Origin of the sequence: Peptoniphilus sp. HMSC075B08, from assembly GCF_001815405.1 — a bacterium.
In the GTDB taxonomy this organism is placed as follows: domain Bacteria; phylum Bacillota; class Clostridia; order Tissierellales; family Peptoniphilaceae; genus Peptoniphilus_A; species Peptoniphilus_A harei.
On record NZ_KV820444.1, the window covers coordinates 78,812 to 101,775 of the forward strand.

Below are 22,964 nucleotides of genomic sequence, written 5' to 3' on the forward strand. Positions count from 1 at the left end.
AAAGTCTTTATCTTAGTATGAGTACCTTCAAGTGGACCATTAGACCAAGGATAGTCAAAAGAATTGCATATTTCATCAAACCACTTATTAAAAGCAGTGACACAAGATCTAAATTCTTTTAAATTTTGTTAAATATATTCTAAGAAAATCTTGTAAAAATTTAATAAAATTACACACTATAATTAAAAATAATGATTAAATGATATTAATTACCAATTTACATTTAATTAATGTAATTTTCAAAAAAATATAAACACGTTTTTATATTACAATGTCATCAATAAAGATAAGTAGAAAGGATAATTAAAATGAGTAGAAAAAAGATTTTAGGATATATTTCTGCTATTATAGGTCTCTTGTTAGTGCTTGCACCAAAATTTATAACACCAGTTTGTCCTCCTATGGAAAATGGGATGTTCATGAAATGCCATTGGATGGGAAATATGACTATGGGTATTGGCGCAGTCATTTTAGTATTAGCAATCATTCTTATTGTAGTTAAAGATTCAAAAATATCTTTAGGATTATCTATTTCAAATATAGCAATTGGTATTTTAGAGATACTAAACGCTCATGTACTTATTGGTGGATGCATGAAAGCTGATATGGCTTGCAGAGCAAAAACCATTCCATTTTGCACATTGTTGTCAGGCATATTGGTTTTAGCTAATATTTATTATTGTATGAAAGAAAGAAATTCATAATGGAATCAATAATTAAAACTGAAAATTTAAGCAAGAGTTTTAAGAGAGGTTCTAATACACTTTTTGCAGTTAAAAATGTAAACTTTACCTTGGAGGAGGGAGATTTTGTCAATATAATTGGCAGAAGTGGTTCTGGGAAGTCAACTTTTTTAAATCTTTTGTCTGGTTTATTAAAACCGACTGAAGGTAAAATTTTTGCTAAGGGCAAAGATATGAGTGATTTTTCTGATAGAGAAATTAGCAAATATAGGAATGAAGTCATAGGTTTTGTGCCACAAAGTCTAGGAACACTTCCAAATTTAAATGTTTTAGAGAATGTGTCTCTTCCTTATTATCTATTTAAAAGAGATGACTCTGCTTATGAAAAAGCAGCTATGCTTCTTGATGAGATGGGAATTTTGCATTTGAAAGATGATTTTCCTAAAAATTTATCTGGAGGAGAGCTAAAAAGGGTGCTGATAGCCAGATCTATGATTAATTCGCCGGAACTTTTGATTTTAGATGAGCCTACAAGTGATTTGGATAAAAATACTACTATGGAGATAATGGATTTATTAAAAAAAATAAATTCTAAAGGTACTGCACTTATTATAGTTACTCATGAGCTTGATATTTTAAAATATGGCAATACGCTTTGCCAAATGGAAGATGGAAGTTTAATAAAAAAAGAGGGATAGAGATGAATTTATTAAAGAAAAGGGCTAGCATTTTCGCAATGATAGTAATCATGATTAGCCTCACTTTCATGCCTGCTTTTGCAGCAGAAACAAATTATGCTAACTGGGTTGAAGTCGCTGATGCTATGTCAGAACATTTACAAAAAGCTGTGGAAGTTTACAAGCCTGGAGATAAGGATGCTAAAAAAGCAGCCACAGATGCAGTTAATGTTGCTTACTTTAAATTCTATGAAAAAATTGGATTTGAAAAAACAACTATGTCTGCAATTTCAGGCCAAAGGGGTTCAATGGTTGAACATCAATTTTACAGAGCAAAAAATTCTATCAAAGAAGATGCAGATCCAAAAGAAGTTAAAGATGAAATTGATGCACTTATAACTTATCTTCATGAAGATGCCCATACTCTTGATGGAACCTCTGGAGATTCTAAGTCCAGTGGTCAAAGTCAAGAAGATGCAAATAGCCTTTCAACAGGTCAATTGTTGGGAGAGCTGCTAAAAAGATATGGTACATTTTTTGCAGTTCTTGGACTTACACTTCGTGAAGGACTTGAAGCCATTTTAGTTGTAGCTGCCATTGCTGCATATTTATCAAAGACTAATAATAGAATTTATTTAAAAGGTGTATATATTGGAGCCTTGCTAGGCATTGTTTTTTCAGCAGTCCTAGCTGGAGTATTTAATATCATCGCCAATACAGTGGGAGAAGTTGAGTCTGGAATGGGACAAGAAATATTCGAAGGAATTGCGATGTTTCTTGCTGTTATCGTACTATTTTATGTATCCAATTGGATGCTTTCTAAATCTGAAGTTGAAGTTTGGAATAGATACATTAAAAACAAAGTTGAACAATCTGTTTCCAAGGGTAATTATTTTGCCTTATCTTTCACTTCATTCTTAGCAGTAGCAAGAGAGGGTGCAGAACTTATTTTGTTTTTCCAAGGTATGAGAACAGGCATTTCTGATAATCCGATGCATATGTGGATTGGACTTTTAGTTGCCGCGATAATACTTGCAATTGTATATTATTTAATTGCTAAAGTTTCTGTAAGGCTACCATTAAAACCATTCTTTACATTTACTTCTTGGCTAATGTTTATACTTTGCTTGTCTTTCTTAGGAAAGGGCATAGGAGAATTACAAGAAGCAGATGTAATTGGCAGAACTGTAGTTCCTTGGATGAATGGATGGTCTGCTGAAGTTATAGGTATATACGATAGGTATGAAAATCTTATTCCACAAATTATTCTATTAGTAGTAACCATTGTTTCTGTTATCTATCAAAATAATAGAAACAAAAAAATTAGAGCTGAGCTTGAAGCCAGCCAAGAAAAAAAATAGGAGGGTATTATGTTAAAAAAGAAAAGTTTATTTCTTGTTGTTATGACGCTTGTGTGTGCATTAATGTTTACAGCTTGTGGTAAAAAAGAAGATACAAAAGCTAATAATACAGCTAAAACTTCTACAGAAGAAAAAACACCAGCTGAAGAAAACAAAAAAGAAACAGGAGATGCAAAAGCTGCAGCTCCAGGAGAAGATGCAGGATTTGAAGAATTTCCAATTGGCGATGATCATACTGAAGGACCTCTAGTAATCTCAGGTGTATATTTCCAACCAGTAGATATGGAACCAGCAGGAAACTCAATTCCTAAAGAAGAAGCTGATTGCCATATTGAAGCTGACATTACAGCATCACAAGAAGGTGCGACATTAGGTTATGGTGTTGGTGATTTCGTTCCATGGTTACAAGTAAAAGCTTATTTACAAAAGGAAGGTTCAGACCATGTTCAAGAAGTAGCCTTCATGCCAATGAACGCATCTGATGGTCCACACTATGGTGCAAATGTTAAATTTGACGAAGGTGTTGGCGTTTATAATGTAAAATTTGAAGTTACTGCACCAGGTAATGACTACTTACTACACGTAGATAAAGAAACTGGTGTAACAGGTAGATTCTGGACAGAACCACTTGTTGCAGAATGGACTGACTTCGAATGGAACGGACCACAATGGTAAAGTTTTAAAAATTTATAATATTTATAAGGGGAATTCATGTTCCCCTTATATACATTTATCGGGGGTGAAATTATTTTAAAAATTTTTATTAAAGTTATGGAGGCGGGAATAGCCTTTTCTCTAATGATTTCTTTAATACTTGCCTATTATACAACTAAAGAGAGCAAATATAAAAAGTATGTTATTATAATTTCTTTAGTTTTAGGAGTAATTGCAGCAATTGTTTCAATAATTATAAGAAATATACCTAATTTTATTAATAGGACAGAATTGAATTTCTGGTCTATGGTGCCCATAGTTATCTCGGTATTTTTAATATTAATTTTTATGATATTTGAAGATAAGATAAATGCTAAAATTTATGATAATTTCATTTCAGCATCGGTTGTTGTTTATCTTGTAGGAATGTGTTTTTATTATTTACCATATGTATTTAACCAATCAAACAAATTTGTATATTATGGCGAAAGTGCTGTTTCAACTATTGTACTTTTTAGGATTTTAGGCTTTGTTTTTGGGATAATCATGATGATTTTATCAGGACTTGCCATATATAAGTCCTCCGTTAAACTTGAAGGTAAAAACTTAAAGATTATTGTTTTTTTGAGCTTGATATGTTCAGGCATCAGCCAATTTAATATCATAATTCAAAGGTTTTATTCTAAAGGAATCATTCCTAGAAATGTTAACTTTTTTAGAGTTATTGCATTTATAGCTAATCACGAAAATGTGTTTTTATTTGCAACAATGTTAATTATGATAGCTATTCCAGTAATTTTATATAAGCAAAATATTAAAGTTAATGAAGAATATAGCAATAGAGCTCAGTTAAGAAAAATAAAGTATAGAATGAAGAATAAAAGACGTTGGGCAATTTTTTTCCTTGCCGTTCTATTTATTAATACTTTTTCATTAACGGTTGGAAAGGCATATGCTAATAAGGAACAGGCTCTTTCACCACCAGAAGATTATCAAACTGAAAATGGAATGATTGTTATTCCTTTAAGCAGCTTAGAGGATATGCATTTGCACAGATATTTGTATAAGGCAAAGGATGGTGCACAAATGAGATTTTTCTGCATTAAAAAATCAGAAGGTTCCTATGGAGTTGTACTTGATGCCTGCGAGATATGTGGTCCATCTGGATATTTTGAAAGAGGCGATGATGTTATTTGTAAGTTGTGCGACGTTGTAATGAATAGGGGTACAATAGGTTTTAAGGGTGGATGTAACCCGATACCTTTCCCATACATTGTCCATGATAAAAAGATAAAGATTGCGCCAAAGGATCTTGACGCATTGTCTTATGTATTTAAGTAGGAGGGCTTATGTTTTGGAGAATAGTTAAAGGAGCGCTTTTTAGACAAAAGGGAAAGATGGCTCTTATTGCATTTACAGTTGCCCTCGGAGCTTCTCTTGCCACTTCAATGTTAAATACCATGCTCGGTGTTGGAGATAAAGTTAATCAAGAATTAAAGACTTATGGAGCCAATATTAATGTATTGCCTAAGGAAGCTTCCCTTCTTGATGATTTGTATGGCATGCAAGAAAAAGAGGGGCAGGTTCAAAAATATTTAAAGGAATCAGAACTTCCTAACATTAAAACTATTTTTTGGGCTTACAATATTGTAGACTATACGCCATATCTTAACACTTGGGTTTCTTATAATAATGATTCTAAACATACTAAGATGGTAGGAACATGGTTTAATAATCATATGGATTTGCCTACTGGAGAATCAGTTGATACTGGTATGATTAGACTTAAAAACTGGTGGGAAGTTCAAGGCGAGTGGTTATCAGAAAATGATAGCGATTCAGTTATGCTTGGAAAGATTTTTGCAGACAGAAATGGATTTAAAGTTGGTGATGAAATCCAACTAAAAAGCAATAATTTAGACAAAAAATTAAAAGTTAAGGGTATTTTCTCATCAGGTTCTGATGAAGATGCATTTATATATGCTACTTTAAAAACAGCACAAGAATTTGCTGGAGTTACTGGAGTTGTAAATAAAGTTGAAGTATCAGCTCTTACTACACCAGACAATGACTTAGCAAGAAAGGCTGCCAAAAACCCACTATCTTTAACTATTAAGGAATGGGAAGTATGGTATTGTACAGCTTATGTTTCTGCTATTTGTTATCAAATAACAGAAGTAATGACTGATTCTGTAGCTAAGCCAATTCGCCAAGTTGCAGAAAGTGAAGGAGATATTTTAAATAAGACTACTCTTCTTATGGTTTTAATTACAGTATTAACTTTGATTGGTTCAGGCTTTGGTATTTCTAATCTTATTACAGCATCTGTAATGGAAAGATCTAATGAAATTGGACTTCAAAAAGCTATAGGGGCGTCAAATGGAAGAATAATTGGTATAATTCTTGTGGAAATAATTTTGACAGCGATATTTGGAACAGTTATAGGTTACGGTGTTGGTCTGCTACTTACTCAGATTATTGGTCTAACAGTTTTTGGCTCAGCAATAGCTCCAACAGCTATGGTAGTTCCTATTGTAGCAATACTTATTATTCTTGTTACAATATTGGGTTCAATACCAGCTATAAGATACCTTTTGAATTTAAATCCAACGGAGGTACTACATGGCAGATAAACAAAGTAAAAATAAATTTTACTTAAAAATGATAATGACTTCCTTGGCAAGGAGACGTGCAAGAATGTTAACAGCACTACTTGCTATAGCTATGGGAGCAACAATTATTTCAGGACTTGTTACTATTTACTATGATATTCCTAGACAAATGGGTAAGGAGTTTAGGTCTTATGGTGCAAATATGTTGGTAATTCCCACTAACCCTGATAAAAAAATTACCAATGAACAGTTAGATGAAATTAAATCGTTAATTCCATCGGGAAAGCTTGTCGGTCAGGCACCCTATATTTATACAAATGCAAAAATTAATGAACAACCTTATATGCTTGCAGGTACAGATTTAAAGGGAGCGAAAGAAAATTCTCCATACTGGCTTATTGATGGGTCATGGCCTGAAAAACCAAGAGAAGTTTTAATAGGTAATGAAGTTTCAAAGGCTTTGGAATTAAAAGAAGGAGATAAAATTATTATAAATACTCCCAAAGTTAATGGAGAAGGTTCTATAGATACTAATTTTGTTGTTTCAGGAGTTGTAACAACAGGCGGTAAAGAAGAAGAACTTATTTTTATGGGTATTGATGATATTTCACAGCTTGTTAAAGACAAAAATTATGATGTCGTAGAATATTCAGTAGAAGCTGAACAAAATGAACTTTCAAAAATAGTATCAAATATTTCACAAAAGGATGGCTCTCTAACTCCACAAATGGTAAAAAGAGTTACCGCCTCACAAGATATAGTTTTGAATAAATTACAAGCTCTTGTCTTCATTGTAACGATAATAGTATTATTCATAATGATGATATGTGTATCCACAACAATGATGGCTGTTGTAACTGAAAGGCGTAAAGAAATAGGTCTTAAGAAAGCTTTGGGCGCCACAAATTCGTCAGTAATTGTTGACTTTTTAGGTGAAGGAGCATTTTTGGGGGTTTTTGGTGGACTTTTAGGCGTTGCATTAGGATATATATTTGCAAATAGAGTAAGTATTTCGGTATTTGCTAGAAAGGTAAGTTTCTTGCCTCTTTTAGTACCTATGACAATTATTGTCTGTATAGTAATAACTATAGTTGCATCTTTAATACCAGTATCTAAAACTGTTGATATTGATCCAGCTTTAGTGCTTCGTGGAGAATAGAAAGGAATTTTATGGATATATTAAAACTCGTAGATGTTTCAAAAATTTATGGTGAACTTAAAGCCCTTGACAAAATCAATTTAAGTGTAGAAAAGGGCGAATGGATTTCTATAATGGGTCCATCAGGTTCTGGTAAAACAACAATGATGAATATTATTGGTGCCATGGATAAACCTTCACTTGGCGAAGTTATTTTGGATGGTGAAGATATAGCAAAAAAATCACCTAAGGAACTAACAGTTATTAGAAGGGATAAGATAGGACTTATTTTCCAACAATTTCATTTAGTTAATTATTTAAGTGCTTTGGAAAATGTAATGATGTCACAATATTATCATTCTATGCCAGATGCACAAGAAGCAATGGAAGCTTTGGCTGCAGTAGGTCTTGCTGATAGAGCCAAGCACTTACCCAACCAATTATCAGGTGGGGAACAACAAAGAGTATGTATAGCTAGAGCTCTTATCAATCATCCTGCTATACTTTTGGCTGATGAACCTACGGGAAATTTGGATGAAAAGAATGAATATATAGTTCTTGACATATTTGAAAAACTTCACAATGCAGGTTCAACAATTATTGTTGTAACTCACGACCCTGAAGTCGGTGAAGAATCTGAAAGAATGATAACTCTTGAACATGGTAAGATTACAAAAGAAGAAAAAATGAAAAGAAAAAGACCTGTTCTTGATTCTACAATAAAAGACGAAAAACTTAAGGAGTTTATATGAGAAAAATTTTAAATGCATTAATAATTTTATCTTTGGGGCTTGTCCTAGTTGCTTGTGGAGGAGATAAAAAAGAAGAAGCTCCAAGCGTAAGCTATAAGGACGGCACATATCATGGAGAATCTGCCAAAGATGAAAGAGGCGGACTTGTAAAAGTGGATATAAGTGTTAAAGACAATAAGATTGAATCTTGCACAATGCAAAACATTGATGGAGATGGAAAAGAAAAGGATGAATCTTATGGTCAAAGCCAAAATGAAGGACTATATAAGATTGCCCAACAAGCTATAAATCTTGCAAAGTCATACCCAGATAGATTAGTGGAAAAAGGAAGCCCTGAAGGAGTGGACGTTATTTCGGGGGCAACAGAAACCTACAAGCAATTTATTGAAGCTTGCAACAATGCTCTTGCTGATGCAAAATAATGAAAGATTTATACACAGTTAATTTAGCAAAAAAGAATATAGAAAATAAAAAGGCAAGGTCAATTACCTTGATTTTACTTGTAGGAATTTTAACTTTTATATTATTCATGTCATCATTTATAATTTTTTCTCTTAAAAACGGCATGAAATCTCTATCAGATAGGATGGGAGCAGACATTATAGTAGTCCCAGAAGGTTATGATTCCAAAATTACAGGTGCAATATTAAGGGGAGAACCTAATACATTCTTTTTTGACAAGGATATATTAAATAGAGTAAAAAAAATACCAGGAGTTGAAAAAGCCTGTGGTCAAGTTTATCTAGCTACACTTTCTGCTGGATGCTGTTCTTTTCCCATTCAAGTTATAGGAATTGACTTTTCTGATGACTTTAGCGTTAAACCTTGGCTTGAAAAACAGATTAAAACTCCAATTAAAGCTGGGCAAGTTGTTGTAGGTGCTAACATTGTGGGGGATATTAATCATAAGGTTAAATTTTTTAATCAAGAATTTGATATAAGAGGTAGGCTTGCAAAAACTGGCATGGGTTTTGATAATTCAGTTTTTATGACAATAGATGAAACTCATAGATTAGCCAAGGAATATGAAAAGATAATTAATCATCCGGTGGCAAGAAAAGATGATATATCTTCTATTTTAGTAAAGGTTGAAAAAAACAAAGATCCAAAAACAATTCAAAAACTTATTAAAGAAGAATTTAAAAAAGAAAAAGTGTATCCTTTATTGCCAAGAAAAATAATGACACAAGTTTCAGATTCAGCAAAAAACATGCTTGTGTATGTGTATATATTGATAGCTTTGATTTGGATACTAGCTTTCTTTATTTTAAGTCTTGTAAATACCTTATCAGTTAAGGAAAGGAAAAGAGAATTTGCAACCATAAGGATATTAGGAGCAACAAAGAAAAAACTCAGTGAAGTAGTTCTTATTGAATCTATGCTAATTAATGGTACAGGTGCAGTAATAGGTTCTGTGCTTTCCTTTGTTTTAAGTATAACTTTCAATAATGTATTTTCATCATTTTTGAATATGCCTTTTTTAAGACCGAATATATTCCTTATGATTTTAATGTTAATAATAGTAATAATTTTAGGAACCTTGCTAGGACCAATATCTTCAATTATTGCTATTAATAAAATAAATAAAGTAGAATTATTATTGATGCAAAGAGATAATGATTAAAATAGGCTCTATGTCAAATATTGGGGAGACTCGTTAATTCGAGTCTCTCTTTTCATTTAAAAATAAATACTTAGGCGCTAATAGAATATCAAAACTAAAATAAGTAAAAACTATTAAAAATAAACATAGCAAATAAAACCACTAGGGGTTTTACGGAATTTTTCTGTTTTCCTATCACAACTTACAAGCAAACATAATTCTTTTTCTAAACAAATTGAAATTTTTCATACCAAAACAATTTCTCTTTAAAGTCTTTATCTTAGTATGAGTACCTTCAAGGGGACCATTAGACTAAGGATAATCAAAAGAGTTACATATTTCATCAAACCATTTATTAAAAGCAGTGGTACAAGATTTAAATTCTTTTAAATTAGATTCCTCAGCTCTTTTTATCCATTCTCTTAAAGATTTAGTGGCTCTAACTCTATTGGGTTGAGTAAGAACATATTGGTACCCACAGGGCACACAGTAAAATAATTCTTTTAACCTATATGCTAATTTTAAATCTTCACAAAACCAAGCATTAAAGAAACATCTTTAGCTTGGTCAGTTGTTAGCTTAGAAGCAGGTTTTATAAATAGGCTCCTACTTTTCTTAAAATACTTTCTTAGCTTAGAAGAAATATCCTTTTGAATTCTCTTTCTAACATTCTCTAAATCCCATGAAACTTGTCTAATGAAATGATACCTATCAACTATATGAATAGAAGTTTTAAAGAACCTATTCTTAACAGACTTAAAGGTATTGGACATATCACTTACAAAAAACTTAACACCTTGTCTCTCCTTGTTAGGTACTTTTTTAAATCTAATACTTATGAGAATAAACTTAAAAAATCTATTAGCTTTTCACTTATTATTAACGAGTAGTCCTTAGTATAAGAATTAGAGTTTTGTAAACAAAATTTTTGAATTTTAAAAATTCAATTTTACAGGTCAAGAAATGGGATATTATGAGAATCCCAAAGAGGATAAATAAGAAGAAAATTATTTATTATTAAAAACTAATAAAAGATATTTTCACAAAGGAGAATAAATTTTCAATATATGGAATGTGATAGAAATGTGAAATATTTCAAACTCCTATAAAGCCCTTGAATTAGAAACTGAAAGTAATATAATGAGAATTGCACAAGGAAATAAAAAGAGTGGTGATATTTTTGAAAGAAAGTATAGATAGTATTTTGGCAATAGATAAAAAAACCAGAGAACTTGTCGAAAATACTGATAAAGAAATAGAAGAAATAAAAAAAGACCTGCGAGAAAAGTTAACAGATCTTGAAAATGAATCAATAGAAAAGTCCAAACTCCTTGGCAAGGAGAAAAGCGATGAGATTTTAAGAGACTTTGAAAATAAGGCCGATGATCTTAGGAAAGAAAATCAAAAAAATCTAGAAGAAATCGAAGCTTTTTATGAAAAAAATTCTGACGACCTAATAAGAGTTGCCTTTGATAAATTGATTGGAAGGGACTCCAATGTTTGAAGTTCTAAAGGCTTTAAATGCTAAGATTTTAAAAATGTATTCGGACTTTTTAGTCTACGAAGACTTTGTAAATATGGCAGAGGGCGACAATGTCAGATTTTGTCTCTCCTACTTAAAGGAAAAGAAATTTCCAAATATAGATTCCTTTTCAGATATTTATGAAATTGAAGAGTTTTTGCAAGATTACAGAAGAAGGCAAGTAAAAAAACTTCAAGGATTTTTGCCCGGTAAGTACTCAGACTTTATCAAGGCCTATATGGAAAGAGAAAAGGTAGAAAAAATTGTAAAAATCTTAAGGGCCCTTAGGATGGATAAGGAGCCTAGGGTTGAAAAATTAGTAATAAATGGAAGAAATATTCCCTTTAAGGAAGAGAGCTTTGAATCTTTTATAGATAATTTAAAGGACACGCCCTATTACGACTACATGAAAAACTACAAGTCATCGAGAGATGAGGATTCCCTTTTTTCCATTGAGATGAACCTTGACAAGTACTATTACAGGAATTTAACTGAGTCAATAAAGTCCCTATCAAAGGCTGATAGGGACGAGTTCAAAAAGATCTTTGGCGTCAAGATTGACTTATTAAATATTATCTGGATATACAGGGCCAAGAAGTATTATGATATTTCACCAGAAGAAATTTTCAACTTTACCATCTTTGGAGGCAACTACAATTCTGAAAAGCTCCTCCACCTATCTTATATTGATGAAGAAGAATTTGAAGAAGAGATTAAAAAGTCTAAGTATTCTATTCTTTTTGCCGATGGTAGGGTTATAAGAACTGGAAGGACTTCTAAAAAGCTAATGTATTCTATTGCAAACAAGAATTTTAGAAGGACAGATGGGATTGGAAAATTTATGAGCTTCTTAATTCTTTTGGATTCTGAAATTGAAAACATTGAAAGAATTTTGGAAGCTACTAGGTTTGGCCTAAGTAAAGAAGAAAAATTAAAATATATGATCGTCGATAGAAAGGAAAGTGAAGAAGTTGGCCGTTGAAAGAATGAAGGTCGCCAATATAATGGGCAAGATTCAAGATATGGATTCCATCATTTTGGATATTTTAAATTTGAAATGTATGCAATTTATGTCTGCTGAGACAAATATTGAAGAAAACAAGTTTGTCTTCAGTCTAGATGATGAAAAAAATCTAGAAAAAAACCTAGAGAGAAATCTTGAGCTTAATTATATTGAACCTATTGAAGAAGATGAGTCCCACAAGGTCAGTGCAAAAAAAGCAACAGAAATTATGGAGTTTCTTGGCATTGACAAAATTGAGGACAAGTATTTTGAAAAAATTGATGTAAATGAAGATGTGGATTCCTTTGTCAAAAATATAAGTAAAAAAATGGACGAGTATGAAAATACAAAGGAAAGCCTAAAGATTTTAGATACCCTAAAGGAAAACTATGAACTTTTCAAGAACGTTGATATAGACCTTAAGGATATTGCTGACTTAAAATACTTCAACACTAGGTTTGGTTTCCTAGATAAGGATGCCAGGGCTAGGTTAAAGAAAAACTATGGAAATATCCTTGCTATGATTTATCACACAGGAACAGTTGACAATAGGGAACTTTTCCTTGTTATCTATCCAAAGGAAACTGAAAAGGATATTAACAGGGTCCTAAATAGTTTAAACTTCACAGAAGTTGACCTTCTTGGAGAAAATGTTGAAGGTACTGCCAGCTTAATTTTCAAGAATCTTGAAGAAGAGGAAGAAAATGTAAAGAGAAAGATTTTTGAAATTGAGGAATATAAGAAGAATCTTTTAGAATCTATGAATGAAGAGCTAAGGACAAGCCTTGCCCACATGCTCTCTTATGAAGAAATTGAAAAAGCAAAGAAATATATGCTTAGGTCAAATAAGTATTTTTATCTTTCAGGTTGGATTGGAGTTAGCGATACAAAAAAATTAGAAGAAAAGCTATCTAAGTACGAGGATATTGATATTGAATATTTTGATCCTAAGGAAGGAAGTAAGAAGACACCTACAAAGCTTAAAAATGCAAATTTTTTCAAGCCCTTTGAGCTATTAATTAACATGTATGGCACTCCAGCATATGGGGAGTTTGACCCAACAGTGATTTTTGGAATTACCTACATGATTCTTTTTGGTGCAATGTTTGGCGACTTAGGTCAAGGGGCAGTATTTGCAGTTGCTGGACTAATCTTAGCTAAGAAGAACAAGGACTTTGGTGGACTTCTACTTAGAATGGGAGCCTCTTCAATGTTCTTTGGTTTAATGTATGGGTCAGTCTTTGGCTTGGAAGAGATCATTCCTGCTATTTGGTTTAGGCCCTTTGAGGACATCAATGGCACACTTGTAACAGCCATTTACTTCGGCATTATTTTACTTGCCATAGCCTATGGTATTGGTATTTACAATAGATTAAAGAGTGGTAGACCTGACGAAGCCTTCTTTGCAAAGGAAGGATTCTTGGGAGTTCTAATTTTTATAGCCATGATCAATATAGGTATCTCTGTAATGGGAGGATCTGCTCCTCTTCCTAAGAATATTTCTATAGGAATTTTACTTGGATCTCTTGTGATCATGCTATTAAAGAGGCCTATTCTTAAAGCTTTATTTAAGAAAGAGCCAGAAGAATCTGCTTCAGACTATTATATTGAGTCCTCCTTTGGACTCTTGGAAGCCCTTCTATCTACTATGTCTTCAATTATTTCTTTTATAAGGGTTGGTGCCTTTGCAATAAACCACGTTGGTTTGTTCTTGGCCTTTAAAACTCTTGGGGAAATGCTTGGTTCAAGAGGAGGAAATATTGCAGTCTTAATTTTCGGCAATATCCTAATCCTTGGTCTAGAAGGTCTTATTGTATTTATTCAATCTCTTAGACTTGAGTATTATGAAATGTTTAGTAAGTATTATAGTGGTGACGGCGTTTTATTTAAAGCCGACAAAATTTATTGATAAGGAGTTTAATAATGGAAAAAATAATTATTTTAGGAGTTTTAACAGTATTTTCAATGGTAGTTTCAGGTTTTTATTTTATTTATAAGGGAACAGACAAAAACAGAAAATTTGCCCGTGCTTTTATGAGATTAAACCTATTTGTTTTCGCACCAGTTTTTGTATTTGGTCTTATTTCTCTAGTTCCACAAATGGCATCAGCTGCAGTTGCTCCAACAGGTGGCAACGGACTAGGCTTCTTAGCAGCAGGTCTTTCAACAGGTCTTGCTTCACTAGGTGCTGGTGTTGCCGTTTCTAATGTAGGTTCTGCAGCAATTGGAGCTGTGTCAGAAGATCCTAACATTCTTGGTAAATCAATGATTTATCTAGGACTTGCAGAAGGTATCGCTATCTATGGTCTTATCATTTCAATTATGATTCTTGGAAGACTATAATGAGATCAATTCTTTTAACATCAAATGACGATATTATTAACGGCCTTCGCCTAGCTGGCGTAAGGTCTGTTAAATGTAATAACAGATCTGAACTTTTAAAAAATTTTAAGTCTTACACCAAGGAAGAAGACATTGGAATAATTATCCTAACTTATTCTTCTTTTAAGGAAATAAAAGAGGAGGTCCTAGACTTTAAATTATCTGGCGATCTTCCCCTAGTGGTAACTATCCCAGACCTCGACGGCAAGATGGAAGATGACTTTATTTTAAAATACGTCAGAGAATCTGTTGGTGTGAAAGCTGTAGGTGATTAAATGATTTTACTTGAAAACAAAATTGCCATATTCAACAAAATTGTTTTTCTAAAGCAAAAAGAAGAGTGTGAAAGAAGAATAAAGGAAGAAAGAGAAAAGGCAGCAAAGATTCTTGAAGAAAAGCTAAAGTCTCTCGAAGAAGACGAAAAGGCCTTTGTTGATAGGAGGGTCAATCTTGCCAAGAGAAGGGGATATGAACTTATTGCCTCTGTTGAAGAACAAAAGAGGGTCCTCTTTCTTGAAGAAGATGAAAAACTCTTAAATGAACTTCTTGAAACTCTTTCAGAAAAACTCTTAGAATTTACAAAGACAGATGAATATGTAGAAAAAGAAGTTGAAAGCTTTAGAGATATTTTAGAAGAAATAGATGAAGAGGCCATCTACCTTTATGTAAAGGATGATGAGAAAAAAGAATTAGTGGACAAGTTTAAGGAAATTGCAGAGGAAAAAGGAGTTGAACTTAAGATTGACCAGCTATATGAATACCACCTTGGTGGTTTCATTGTGTCTGATATCAATCAAACTTACAACATCAACCTTTCTCTAAAGAATAAACTTGACGACATGAAATATGAAATTGGATCAATGCTACATGAAAGACTAAAGAAAAGGGGTGAAGTCATTGGAAAGAGCGAAGATTAAATCAGTTGACGGACCTGTTGTAATTGGCAAAAACATGGCTGACTACAAGATTAGAGAAATGGTCCTAGTTGGTGAGAAAAAATTAATTGGAGAAGTTATTTCTATTGACGGAGACCTAGGCACTGTTCAAGTTTATGAAGAAACTGAAGGCCTAAGACGTGACGAAGATATTATCTCAACAGGAGCACCACTTTCTGTTAAGCTTGGACCTGGGATGATAAGGGGTATCTTTGATGGTATAGAGAGACCACTTGAATCTATAAAAAAGGAACACGGGTCTTTTATGCCAGAAGGTATTGGACTTATTTCTCTTGATGAAGAAAAATTATGGGATGTAAGTTTCAAGGTAAAACTTCACGACAAAGTCCACGGAGGACAAATTTTTGCTGAAGTTCCTGAAACTGACATCATCACCCACAAGGTCATGATTCCTCCAGATGTGTCTGGTGAAATTGTAGAAATTCTTGATGATGGCAAATACAATATTGAAACAGTTCTACTAAAGGTTAAGGACGAATTTGGAAAGATAAATGAAGTTAAGATGTACCAAAACTGGCCAGTAAGAATTCCAAGACCAGTTAAGGAAAGACTTCCCATTGACAAGTTGCTTGTAACTGGTCAAAGAGTCTTCGATGTCTTCTTTCCAATTGCTAAGGGTGGAACTACTGCTGTCCCAGGAGGATTTGGTACTGGAAAGACAATGACTCAGCACCAAATTGCAAAGTATTGTGACGCTGACATTATCATTTACATTGGTTGTGGTGAACGTGGTAACGAAATGACAGAAGTTTTGGAAGACTTCCCACAACTAATTGACCCTAACACTGGAAAGGCCCTAATGGATAGGACAATCCTTATTGCCAACACTTCTAACATGCCAGTAGCTGCTCGTGAAGCATCAATTTACACTGGTGTAACTATGGCTGAATACTTTAGGGATATGGGCTATCACGTTGCCCTCATGGGTGACTCAACTTCTCGTTGGGCAGAAGCTCTTCGTGAAATTTCTGGTCGTCTAGAAGAAATGCCAGCCGAAGAAGGTTACCCAGCCTATCTTCCATCAAGAATTGCAGGCTTCTATGAAAGGGCTGGCTATGTAAATACTCTTTCAGGAGCTGAAGGATCTGTAACTCTTATTGGTGCAGTTTCACCAGCAGGTGGTGACTTCTCTGAACCAGTTACAGAAAACACAAAGAGGTTTGTCAATGTCTTCTTGGCACTTGACAAGGAATTAGCCTACTCAAGGCACTATCCAGCTATTAACTGGATGAACTCTTACTCAGGTTACATCCCACTTCTTAAAAACTATTACGACATGAGACTTGATGGGGACTTGCCAGATTTAAGAATAAAATATCTTGACCTTCTTCACAAAGAAGCCAAGTTAAATGAAATAGTTATGCTTGTTGGCGAGGACGTCCTTCCCGACGAAGAAAGACTTGTCCTTGAAATTTGTCGTGTCGTCAAGGTTGGCTTCTTACAACAAAATGCCTTTAACCCAATTGACACCTTTGTGCCACTTGAAAAGCAATTTGAAATGTTAAAAACAATAGACAACTTATACGAGAGAGGAAAGGAAGCCTTAAAGCTAAAGATTCCTATTTCTGTAATTAAGAACAACAAACTTTATGGAAAAGTAATCAACATGAAGTACGATATAGAAAACGAAAACTTAAAGAAATTTGTAAGCTTGAACAATGAAATTAACGACTTTTATGTAGAGCTTGCCTCAACTTATGGTGATGTAGAATGAAAAAAGAATATTTAACACTTGATAGAATTGAAGGATCCCTACTAGAACTTTCAAATCTTCACAGAGTTAGCTATGGTGAAGTTGTAAAAATTATCTCAAAAGACGGCAAGAGATCTGAAATTGGTCAAGTTATAAAAATCGATGAAGACAGGGCAATTGTCCAAGTATTTGGCAACAACCTTGGCGTGTCAACAAAAAACACAAAGGTAGAATTCTCTGCCCACCCTTTTGAAATACCACTTTCATCAGATATCTTGGGAAGGGTATTTAATGGTACAGCAGTCCCAATTGACAAGGGCGGTGCCATTTATTCAAAGGACGTTTACAACATAAATGGTAGACCAATTAACCCATCAGCAAGAGAATACCCAAGAAACTTTATCCAAACAGGAATCTCTTCCATTGATGGACTAATGACCCTAATCAGAGGACAAAAACTTCCAATCTTTTCAGGATCAGGACTTCCTCACAACGAAGTTGCTGCCCAAATTGTAAGACAAGCCAAGATTGCAGACGAGGGCGGAGAAAATAACTTTGCCATTGTCTTTGCTGCAATTGGTGTAAAGCACGATGAAGCTGACTTCTTTAGGGAAAGTTTTAAAAATTCTGGAGTAATCGACAAGGTCGTTATGTATATCAACTATGCCGATGACCCAATTATGGAAAGACTTATTGCACCTAAGTGTGCCTTAACTGCAGCAGAGTACCTTGCCTTTGAAAAGAACATGCAAGTTCTTGTAATTATGACAGATATCACTTCCTATGCAGAAGCCCTAAGAGAAGTTTCATCTTCAAGAGAAGAAGTCCCATCAAGAAAGGGCTATCCAGGTCATCTTTATTCTGATTTGGCAGCTCTTTATGAAAGAGCAGGTATGATTAAGGATAGCGATGGTTCTGTAACTCTTATTCCAATTTTGACAATGCCTAATGATGATATCACCCACCCAATCCCTGACCTTACAGGTTACATCACTGAAGGCCAAATTGTAGTAAGTCGTGACTTATTCTCCAAGGGAGTCTATCCACCAATTGATGTCCTTCCTTCACTATCAAGACTTATGAAGGACGGCATTGGGGAAGGTTATACAAGGGAGGACCATCCAGACCTATCTTCACAACTCTTTGCATCCTACTCAAAGGTACAGGAAACTAGGGCCCTTGCACAAATTATTGGTGAAGATGACATTTCTGATGACGAAAAATTAATTTTAAAATTTGGTGAAGAGTTTGAAAAGAGATTTTTAACTCAAGACCAAAATGAAAATAGAGACATTGAAGAAACCCTAGATTTAGGTTGGGAACTGCTAAAGATTCTTCCAAGTCAAATGATTGATAGAATTGATCCTAAGTTAAAAGAAAAATATCTAGGTGATAAGAATGGCGATTAAGGTAACACCTACTAAGGCAAATTTAATTGCATCAAAAAATGCCCTTGTCCTTGCTGAGAAGGGTTACGACCTTCTTGACAAGAAGAGGACAGTCCTTATAAAGGAAATGATGGACTTAAACAAAAATGCCAAGACCTTACAGGATGAAATAGAAGAAAAGTTTGACAAGTCTTATTCTGAACTTGTAATGGCAACTATATCTATGGGAGCCTTGTCCCTAAAAGATATGGGAGAGTCAGCTCCATTAGAAAAGGACTACGAAATTATTTCACGTTCAGTTATGGGGCTAGAGCTTCCAAAAATAAAATATGAAAAGCCCAGTGCTAGGGCAGACTATTCCCTCCACCAATCTAATGCAGCCTTTGACAGGGCAAAGATAAATATTTCAGAAATTCTCCCTGTCATCTATGAACTTGCCGAGATAGAAACTTCTGTCTTTAGGCTTGCCAATGAAATCAAAAAGACTGCCAAGAGGGCCAATGCCCTTGACAAGATTCAAATACCTAAGTACAAGCACATTATTAGGGAGATTGAAGAAATTTTGGCGGAAAAGGAAAGAGAAGACTTCTTTAGGCTTAAGAAGGTAAAAAATAAAAAGAATAGAAAAGTAGAACAAGATAAATAAGACAATAAAAAATCCCAAGTTGAAAATAAATTCAGCTTGGGATATTTTTGTGTCTTTATAATTTTTTAACATTAGCTCATTGGGAAGAAAATATTAATTATCTGTGGCAAGAAAACCATCATAACTGTTGCAGTTGGTTGTGTAGCTGCATAGAAAGATGAAACCTTGTCGTCCCCATTAGTAACTTGGAGTAAAGCTCCAAGAGATGGGGCAGAAGTCATTGATCCAGTTGTGGCACCAAGGGCTGCAAAAAGTGGTAGTTTGAAGACCTTGTAAGAAATAAAAAGTGAAATAAGTGCAGGCACAAGTGTTAAGATAACTCCTGCAAAAAATAATTTTATTCCATATTGACTTACAACTTCAACAAAACCTGTTCCTGCACTAACGCCTGACTCTAATAAGAAGAAGGCAAGGCCAAGGTCACGAACAAGAGAAAGTCTCTCGCTAGAAACAACTAAGTTAATCCTGCCAAGTCTTCCGTAATGACCAAGGACAAGACCAGCGATTAAAGCGCCACCACCTGCTCCAAGTGAAAGGCTTACGCTTCCTATAGGAATCTTAATTGAACCAAGTAGGATGCCAAGAGTTGAAGCAAGGGCCACTGGAAAGAGTCCATTTTTTTCAAAATCAATCAAACTTCCAATATCTTTTTTAGTAAGATTTGAATTGTCTTTTGGTAAAACTAATTTATTAATTTCTTCATCAACATCGACCTTTAAAATTTTTGGCATAAGCTGAACAATAAGTACAACGCCAACAACACCGAAGGCATAAGCAATTCCATAGCCAACACCAGGTAAGCTTGATGTAGTAAGACTCTTTACTGTACCAAGCATTGATGTTGAAGTCATAGCTCCAGTTGCAAGTCCCATTGATAGGGCTAGATCAATGTCAAAGAACTTAGATACTAATACAATTAAAATCCCTCCAATAGCAACTGTGATAAAAGAAATTGCCAAAAAGGAAAGTCCATTCTTCTTGATGTTTGCCATAAAACTTGGACCTGCCATTAGACCAATAGGTGCAAGGAAAAGCACAAGGCCAATCTTAGCCAAGAACTTTGGAACAGTAAAGCCAAAGTGACCAAAGAAGAGGGCCACAATTAAAATTGCCGATGCACCAAATTTTATTCCAAAAAAGTTAACATGACCAAGGGCATAACCCAAGACCATTATCAAAAATATGATTAATAATTCATTCATATAATACCTCCTTATAATTCTTCCCTAGGTTTTTTATGATAGCACTATAAAAATTCGAAGTAAAGGAAGTTGGTAGAATTAAAAAGCCTCTATGAACCTATGAAAAATGAAAAGATTTTCACAAAAATTTTAAAATCTCTAGGTTTACAAGTTTAGCTTAAGAAAAACAATATATTTTATAAATTTAAAAATTTTTAATAAAAAGTCTTGCAAAAATAAAAAAACTTGTATATAATAACTATTGTATTAAGGAGTTGATACAACAACACAAAAACTTATCTTGAATTTTATTAAAATATGTAAAAAGATAAGGAATTAAGATTTGAAGATGAAATCAAAAAATTACTTAATATAAAAGAGATGAGGACTTTTAAATAAAAAATTATTCAAAAGGAATCCAAAAGGGAGGTTAATATGGAATTTGATAACAACAGACCCATCTACATCCAGCTCCTTGAAGATTTTAAATTAAAGATTTCAAGCGGAGAGTGGAAAAGTGGAGAGAAGATGGAAACTGTTAGAAACCTTGCCCAAGCCTATGGGGTCAACCCCAACACAGTCCAAAGGGCCTTGCAGGAACTTGAGAGAGAGGGTCTTGCCAAGTCAAATAGGACTAGCGGCAGATTTATAACAGATGACGAAGAACTAATAGAAGAAATTGCAAAGGGTGCCTTTTATAGGTCCTGCGACGATTTAATATTAGTTGCAGAAGAACTCAAGATGACAAAGGAAAAATCACTGAAACTTTTAGATAAATATTGGAGGGAAGTATGAGCAAGCTAGAGATAAAAAATTTAAATATGGGCTACAAGAACAAGGTCCTTGACGACCTAAACCTAGAACTTGATAAGGGACAAATTGTGGGCCTAGTTGGCCCCAACGGGGCAGGTAAGTCAACCCTACTTAGGATCCTTGCAGGCCTAGAAAAAACTTACAAGGGAAGTGTAATAATTGATGGAGAAGAAATTTCTTACAAGACAGCAGAAATTTTATCCTACCAACCAGATAAGTTTTCTCTTAGCGACAAACTTTCAGTAAAGGAAGTTGTGAGAACTTACAAAAAATTCTTCAAGGACTTTGACGAAGATAAGTTTTACAGGATTTATGAAGAATTCAAACTTCCACAAGGAGCCAAGGTAAAGGAAATGAGTAAGGGTATGAGGGAAAAAATGCAAATTGCCCTAAGTCTTTCAAGAAAGGCAGAGATTTTCCTCTTAGACGAACCTATTTCTGGAGTTGACCCTTCAGCGAGAAAGGCCATTATCCAAACAATTTTAGATAATTTTGAAGAAGACTCTCTAATTATTTTATCCACTCATTTAATAAATCAAATTGAGCCACTCCTTGATAGGGTCCTCTTCCTTTCAGAAGGCAAGATTACCCTCAACAAGACAGTAGATGAAATAAGAAGTGAAGAAAATATGAGTATAGAAGACTACTTTACGGAGGTATTTTAATGGGAAAATTACTTGGACATCAAATAAGAAATCACTTTAGAAACAATTGGTTTATACCAGTTTTACCAGTTGCCCTAATTCTCTTTGGAGTGCTATTTTCAAATGTTAATCATTCTGTAGGTGTAAATTCCGTTGCCCTAGGTATGATGGCCCTAATGTTTGGCTACTTTGCAGCGGCAATAACAGTAATAGTGGGCGACTACAATATGTTCTTTGGCGACAGTGCCTTATTTTATGAATCAACACCAATAAGTCCTTCAGCAAAAACTTTTTCAAGATTTTTATATTATCTTATAATGTTTATTATCTATTCAATTTATGTAGGGTTAATTTGTTTCCTATTTATGTTTGTTCCATCTGTTGATGGTGGAGTAATATATATAACTTGGGCAGATATAAATGAGCTAATAAATGAAGTTGGAATAAGAAACATACTAGTGCTTATTGCTTGGTGCTTGCTATTTTTATTTAACAACATCATTAGCATAATCTTTTCAGTGACACTTGGTGGTGGAAAAAAACTTAGAAGATTTGGATTTGGTGGACCAGTCCTTGTTTATATAGGACTAGGAATAATAGAAGGAGCAGTCCTATATGGCTTAGATAAATTAGACTTATTTACTAATATTGAACTCTTCCTAAATAATGGAGATGTGTTTATGAGGGGGATGGGAATAGGAATACTAATCCCAATGCTTTTAGAAACAATAGCCTTGTTCTGTGCAGTTTATTATATGCATAAGAGTAGGATTTCAGTAAATTAAGGGGAGTAGAAGCTAAGCTTTTAGAATCAATCTTTAAGATTTGATTTTTAAATAATTTTTCTAAAGCCTAAGGCTTTAATTCATCTTTTGGAGGGGCCTAGGGGCATCGTGAGGCCCCTTGCCCCTCCAAACCACCCCCTTCACCCCACGTACGTTGAGTCCAAAAAAATCGGCCATGCTAAATTTTCAAAACTCATTCGCTTCGCGAATTCAAACAGTTGAAAATTTTTAACGCATAACCAATTTTTTTGCTCATTATATGCACTTTATCAGCTCACGGTTTAAACCTAAAGTTGATTTTAGTTATAAAGTTATAAAAATTTGTAACTTTACAACTAATTATTAAGTCATAGTTTCTTTATGAATCATGAAAAGCTGTAAAGTTATAATTAAATAGAAAGTTGTAAAAATATAAAGCTTAATCGATACTGATTAAGCTTTTTTTGTACGCTTTAGCATGAATAAACCACC

24 protein-coding genes and 2 pseudogenes are annotated in these 22,964 nt (G+C 33.9%); 22 read left to right on the forward strand and 4 right to left on the reverse strand.

The annotated features are described in order from the left end of the window. Positions 1-113 (reverse strand): annotated as a pseudogene (locus tag HMPREF3023_RS09820) (transposase); the annotation flags it as partial. Between the two features lie 195 nt (positions 114-308). Here HMPREF3023_RS09820 and HMPREF3023_RS03485 point away from each other — a divergent pair. The 10 genes from HMPREF3023_RS03485 to HMPREF3023_RS03530 all read left to right on the forward strand — a co-directional run bounded on the left by HMPREF3023_RS03485 (position 309) and on the right by HMPREF3023_RS03530 (position 9,501). After that, positions 309-704, forward strand: a complete 396-nt coding sequence (locus HMPREF3023_RS03485; RefSeq protein ID WP_070700756.1) for a DUF4418 family protein — start codon at positions 309-311, stop codon at positions 702-704. Next, a complete protein-coding gene (locus HMPREF3023_RS03490; protein ID WP_005953819.1) occupies positions 704-1,381 on the forward strand; it encodes an ABC transporter ATP-binding protein in 678 nt (225 codons plus the stop codon). The genes HMPREF3023_RS03485 and HMPREF3023_RS03490 overlap by 1 nt, the downstream gene beginning before the upstream one ends. A gap of 2 nt (positions 1,382-1,383) precedes the next feature. Beyond that, positions 1,384-2,721 (forward strand): FTR1 family iron permease, encoded by a 1,338-nt coding sequence (locus tag HMPREF3023_RS03495; RefSeq protein WP_070700758.1) that lies wholly within the window; start codon positions 1,384-1,386, stop codon positions 2,719-2,721. 9 nt (positions 2,722-2,730) lie between these two features. Continuing rightward, entirely contained in the window at positions 2,731-3,396 is a 666-nt protein-coding gene (locus tag HMPREF3023_RS03500; RefSeq protein WP_070700760.1) for an iron transporter, read from the forward strand. Positions 3,397-3,492: 96 nt separating this feature from the next. Beyond that, positions 3,493-4,716, forward strand: a complete 1,224-nt coding sequence (locus HMPREF3023_RS03505) for a Fe-S-containing protein (RefSeq protein ID WP_246829175.1) — start codon at positions 3,493-3,495, stop codon at positions 4,714-4,716. 8 nt (positions 4,717-4,724) lie between these two features. Continuing rightward, positions 4,725-6,008 (forward strand): ABC transporter permease, encoded by a 1,284-nt coding sequence (locus HMPREF3023_RS03510; protein ID WP_070700767.1) that lies wholly within the window; start codon positions 4,725-4,727, stop codon positions 6,006-6,008. Further along, positions 5,998-7,146 (forward strand): ABC transporter permease, encoded by a 1,149-nt coding sequence (locus tag HMPREF3023_RS03515; protein WP_070700769.1) that lies wholly within the window; start codon positions 5,998-6,000, stop codon positions 7,144-7,146. Before HMPREF3023_RS03510 ends, HMPREF3023_RS03515 begins: the two co-directional genes overlap by 11 nt. Before the next feature lie 11 nt (positions 7,147-7,157). Beyond that, the gene (locus tag HMPREF3023_RS03520) at positions 7,158-7,877 is read left to right on the forward strand and encodes an ABC transporter ATP-binding protein (protein WP_005953892.1); all 720 of its coding nucleotides are present in this window, start codon (positions 7,158-7,160) and stop codon (positions 7,875-7,877) included. Further along, positions 7,874-8,299, forward strand: coding sequence for an FMN-binding protein (locus HMPREF3023_RS03525; RefSeq protein ID WP_019108511.1), 426 nt, complete (start codon positions 7,874-7,876; stop codon positions 8,297-8,299). Before HMPREF3023_RS03520 ends, HMPREF3023_RS03525 begins: the two co-directional genes overlap by 4 nt. Beyond that, positions 8,299-9,501 carry an ABC transporter permease gene (locus HMPREF3023_RS03530; RefSeq protein WP_070700772.1) on the forward strand — a complete coding sequence of 401 codons (1,203 nt, stop codon included), beginning with the start codon at positions 8,299-8,301 and terminating at the stop codon, positions 9,499-9,501. Before HMPREF3023_RS03525 ends, HMPREF3023_RS03530 begins: the two co-directional genes overlap by 1 nt. A gap of 174 nt (positions 9,502-9,675) precedes the next feature. Here the strand turns inward: HMPREF3023_RS03530 and HMPREF3023_RS09790 are convergent. Both HMPREF3023_RS09790 and HMPREF3023_RS09195 read right to left on the reverse strand, forming a co-directional pair. Beyond that, positions 9,676-9,966, reverse strand: a pseudogene (locus tag HMPREF3023_RS09790) (transposase). Between the two features lie 35 nt (positions 9,967-10,001). After that, positions 10,002-10,325 (reverse strand): transposase, encoded by a 324-nt coding sequence (locus HMPREF3023_RS09195; protein ID WP_083315504.1) that lies wholly within the window; start codon positions 10,323-10,325, stop codon positions 10,002-10,004. 326 nt (positions 10,326-10,651) lie between these two features. On the opposite strand from HMPREF3023_RS09195, the gene HMPREF3023_RS03540 reads away from it, so the two are divergent. From HMPREF3023_RS03540 to HMPREF3023_RS03580, 9 genes are read left to right on the forward strand one after another with little or no spacing between them, the layout of a single operon-like run. Next, a complete protein-coding gene (locus tag HMPREF3023_RS03540; protein ID WP_232012793.1) occupies positions 10,652-10,984 on the forward strand; it encodes a hypothetical protein in 333 nt (110 codons plus the stop codon). Next, positions 10,977-11,984 (forward strand): V-type ATPase subunit, encoded by a 1,008-nt coding sequence (locus HMPREF3023_RS03545; RefSeq protein WP_070700777.1) that lies wholly within the window; start codon positions 10,977-10,979, stop codon positions 11,982-11,984. Before HMPREF3023_RS03540 ends, HMPREF3023_RS03545 begins: the two co-directional genes overlap by 8 nt. Before the next feature lie 22 nt (positions 11,985-12,006). After that, complete coding sequence (locus HMPREF3023_RS03550) at positions 12,007-13,914, forward strand: V-type ATP synthase subunit I (protein ID WP_083315506.1); 1,908 nt, start codon at positions 12,007-12,009, stop codon at positions 13,912-13,914. A 14-nt stretch (positions 13,915-13,928) separates the two neighbouring features. Continuing rightward, a complete protein-coding gene (locus tag HMPREF3023_RS03555; protein ID WP_070700781.1) occupies positions 13,929-14,348 on the forward strand; it encodes an ATP synthase subunit C in 420 nt (139 codons plus the stop codon). Further along, on the forward strand, positions 14,348-14,662 hold the full coding sequence (locus tag HMPREF3023_RS03560; RefSeq protein ID WP_070700784.1) for a V-type ATP synthase subunit F: 315 nt from the start codon (positions 14,348-14,350) through the stop codon (positions 14,660-14,662). Before HMPREF3023_RS03555 ends, HMPREF3023_RS03560 begins: the two co-directional genes overlap by 1 nt. Next, positions 14,663-15,304, forward strand: a complete 642-nt coding sequence (locus HMPREF3023_RS03565) for a nucleoporin Nup88 family protein (protein ID WP_070700787.1) — start codon at positions 14,663-14,665, stop codon at positions 15,302-15,304. Next, positions 15,285-17,057 carry a V-type ATP synthase subunit A gene (locus HMPREF3023_RS03570; RefSeq protein ID WP_070700790.1) on the forward strand — a complete coding sequence of 591 codons (1,773 nt, stop codon included), beginning with the start codon at positions 15,285-15,287 and terminating at the stop codon, positions 17,055-17,057. The genes HMPREF3023_RS03565 and HMPREF3023_RS03570 overlap by 20 nt, the downstream gene beginning before the upstream one ends. Beyond that, on the forward strand, positions 17,054-18,445 hold the full coding sequence (locus tag HMPREF3023_RS03575) for a V-type ATP synthase subunit B (RefSeq protein ID WP_070700793.1): 1,392 nt from the start codon (positions 17,054-17,056) through the stop codon (positions 18,443-18,445). Before HMPREF3023_RS03570 ends, HMPREF3023_RS03575 begins: the two co-directional genes overlap by 4 nt. Next, positions 18,435-19,070 carry a V-type ATP synthase subunit D gene (locus tag HMPREF3023_RS03580; RefSeq protein WP_070700796.1) on the forward strand — a complete coding sequence of 212 codons (636 nt, stop codon included), beginning with the start codon at positions 18,435-18,437 and terminating at the stop codon, positions 19,068-19,070. The genes HMPREF3023_RS03575 and HMPREF3023_RS03580 overlap by 11 nt, the downstream gene beginning before the upstream one ends. A gap of 71 nt (positions 19,071-19,141) precedes the next feature. On the opposite strand, the gene HMPREF3023_RS03585 is transcribed toward HMPREF3023_RS03580, so the two are convergent. Then, entirely contained in the window at positions 19,142-20,272 is a 1,131-nt protein-coding gene (locus HMPREF3023_RS03585; RefSeq protein ID WP_070700798.1) for an aspartate-alanine antiporter-like transporter, read from the reverse strand. A gap of 414 nt (positions 20,273-20,686) precedes the next feature. Between HMPREF3023_RS03585 and HMPREF3023_RS03590 the strand changes: the two genes are divergently transcribed. Genes HMPREF3023_RS03590 through HMPREF3023_RS03600 form a run of 3 tightly spaced genes read left to right on the forward strand, consistent with a single transcriptional unit; the run spans position 20,687 to position 22,493 of the window. After that, the gene (locus HMPREF3023_RS03590; protein WP_070700801.1) at positions 20,687-21,046 is read left to right on the forward strand and encodes a GntR family transcriptional regulator; all 360 of its coding nucleotides are present in this window, start codon (positions 20,687-20,689) and stop codon (positions 21,044-21,046) included. Next, on the forward strand, positions 21,043-21,729 hold the full coding sequence (locus HMPREF3023_RS03595) for an ABC transporter ATP-binding protein (protein ID WP_070700804.1): 687 nt from the start codon (positions 21,043-21,045) through the stop codon (positions 21,727-21,729). The genes HMPREF3023_RS03590 and HMPREF3023_RS03595 overlap by 4 nt, the downstream gene beginning before the upstream one ends. After that, positions 21,729-22,493 (forward strand): hypothetical protein, encoded by a 765-nt coding sequence (locus HMPREF3023_RS03600; RefSeq protein WP_070700807.1) that lies wholly within the window; start codon positions 21,729-21,731, stop codon positions 22,491-22,493. The genes HMPREF3023_RS03595 and HMPREF3023_RS03600 overlap by 1 nt, the downstream gene beginning before the upstream one ends. Positions 22,494-22,964 lie beyond the last annotated feature (471 nt).

Bases quoted from the DNA above. Each gene is read 5' to 3' on its own strand.
- HMPREF3023_RS03565 (WP_070700787.1), top strand. From the start codon at position 14,663: ATGATTTTACTTGAAAACAAAATTGCCATATTCAACAAAATTGTTTTT.
- HMPREF3023_RS03595 (WP_070700804.1), top strand. From the start codon at position 21,043: ATGAGCAAGCTAGAGATAAAAAATTTAAATATGGGCTACAAGAACAAG.
- HMPREF3023_RS03525 (WP_019108511.1), top strand. From the start codon at position 7,874: ATGAGAAAAATTTTAAATGCATTAATAATTTTATCTTTGGGGCTTGTC.
- HMPREF3023_RS03555 (WP_070700781.1), top strand. From the start codon at position 13,929: ATGGAAAAAATAATTATTTTAGGAGTTTTAACAGTATTTTCAATGGTA.
- HMPREF3023_RS03585 (WP_070700798.1), bottom strand. From the start codon at position 20,272: ATGAATGAATTATTAATCATATTTTTGATAATGGTCTTGGGTTATGCC.
- HMPREF3023_RS03600 (WP_070700807.1), top strand. From the start codon at position 21,729: ATGGGAAAATTACTTGGACATCAAATAAGAAATCACTTTAGAAACAAT.
- HMPREF3023_RS03500 (WP_070700760.1), top strand. From the start codon at position 2,731: ATGTTAAAAAAGAAAAGTTTATTTCTTGTTGTTATGACGCTTGTGTGT.
- HMPREF3023_RS03560 (WP_070700784.1), top strand. From the start codon at position 14,348: ATGAGATCAATTCTTTTAACATCAAATGACGATATTATTAACGGCCTT.
- HMPREF3023_RS03545 (WP_070700777.1), top strand. From the start codon at position 10,977: ATGTTTGAAGTTCTAAAGGCTTTAAATGCTAAGATTTTAAAAATGTAT.
- HMPREF3023_RS03580 (WP_070700796.1), top strand. From the start codon at position 18,435: ATGGCGATTAAGGTAACACCTACTAAGGCAAATTTAATTGCATCAAAA.
- HMPREF3023_RS03485 (WP_070700756.1), top strand. From the start codon at position 309: ATGAGTAGAAAAAAGATTTTAGGATATATTTCTGCTATTATAGGTCTC.
- HMPREF3023_RS03490 (WP_005953819.1), top strand. From the start codon at position 704: ATGGAATCAATAATTAAAACTGAAAATTTAAGCAAGAGTTTTAAGAGA.
- HMPREF3023_RS03590 (WP_070700801.1), top strand. From the start codon at position 20,687: ATGGAATTTGATAACAACAGACCCATCTACATCCAGCTCCTTGAAGAT.
- HMPREF3023_RS03495 (WP_070700758.1), top strand. From the start codon at position 1,384: ATGAATTTATTAAAGAAAAGGGCTAGCATTTTCGCAATGATAGTAATC.
- HMPREF3023_RS03520 (WP_005953892.1), top strand. From the start codon at position 7,158: ATGGATATATTAAAACTCGTAGATGTTTCAAAAATTTATGGTGAACTT.
- HMPREF3023_RS03550 (WP_083315506.1), top strand. From the start codon at position 12,007: ATGGGCAAGATTCAAGATATGGATTCCATCATTTTGGATATTTTAAAT.
- HMPREF3023_RS03515 (WP_070700769.1), top strand. From the start codon at position 5,998: ATGGCAGATAAACAAAGTAAAAATAAATTTTACTTAAAAATGATAATG.
- HMPREF3023_RS03510 (WP_070700767.1), top strand. From the start codon at position 4,725: ATGTTTTGGAGAATAGTTAAAGGAGCGCTTTTTAGACAAAAGGGAAAG.
- HMPREF3023_RS03575 (WP_070700793.1), top strand. From the start codon at position 17,054: ATGAAAAAAGAATATTTAACACTTGATAGAATTGAAGGATCCCTACTA.
- HMPREF3023_RS03530 (WP_070700772.1), top strand. From the start codon at position 8,299: ATGAAAGATTTATACACAGTTAATTTAGCAAAAAAGAATATAGAAAAT.
- HMPREF3023_RS03505 (WP_246829175.1), top strand. From the start codon at position 3,493: ATGGAGGCGGGAATAGCCTTTTCTCTAATGATTTCTTTAATACTTGCC.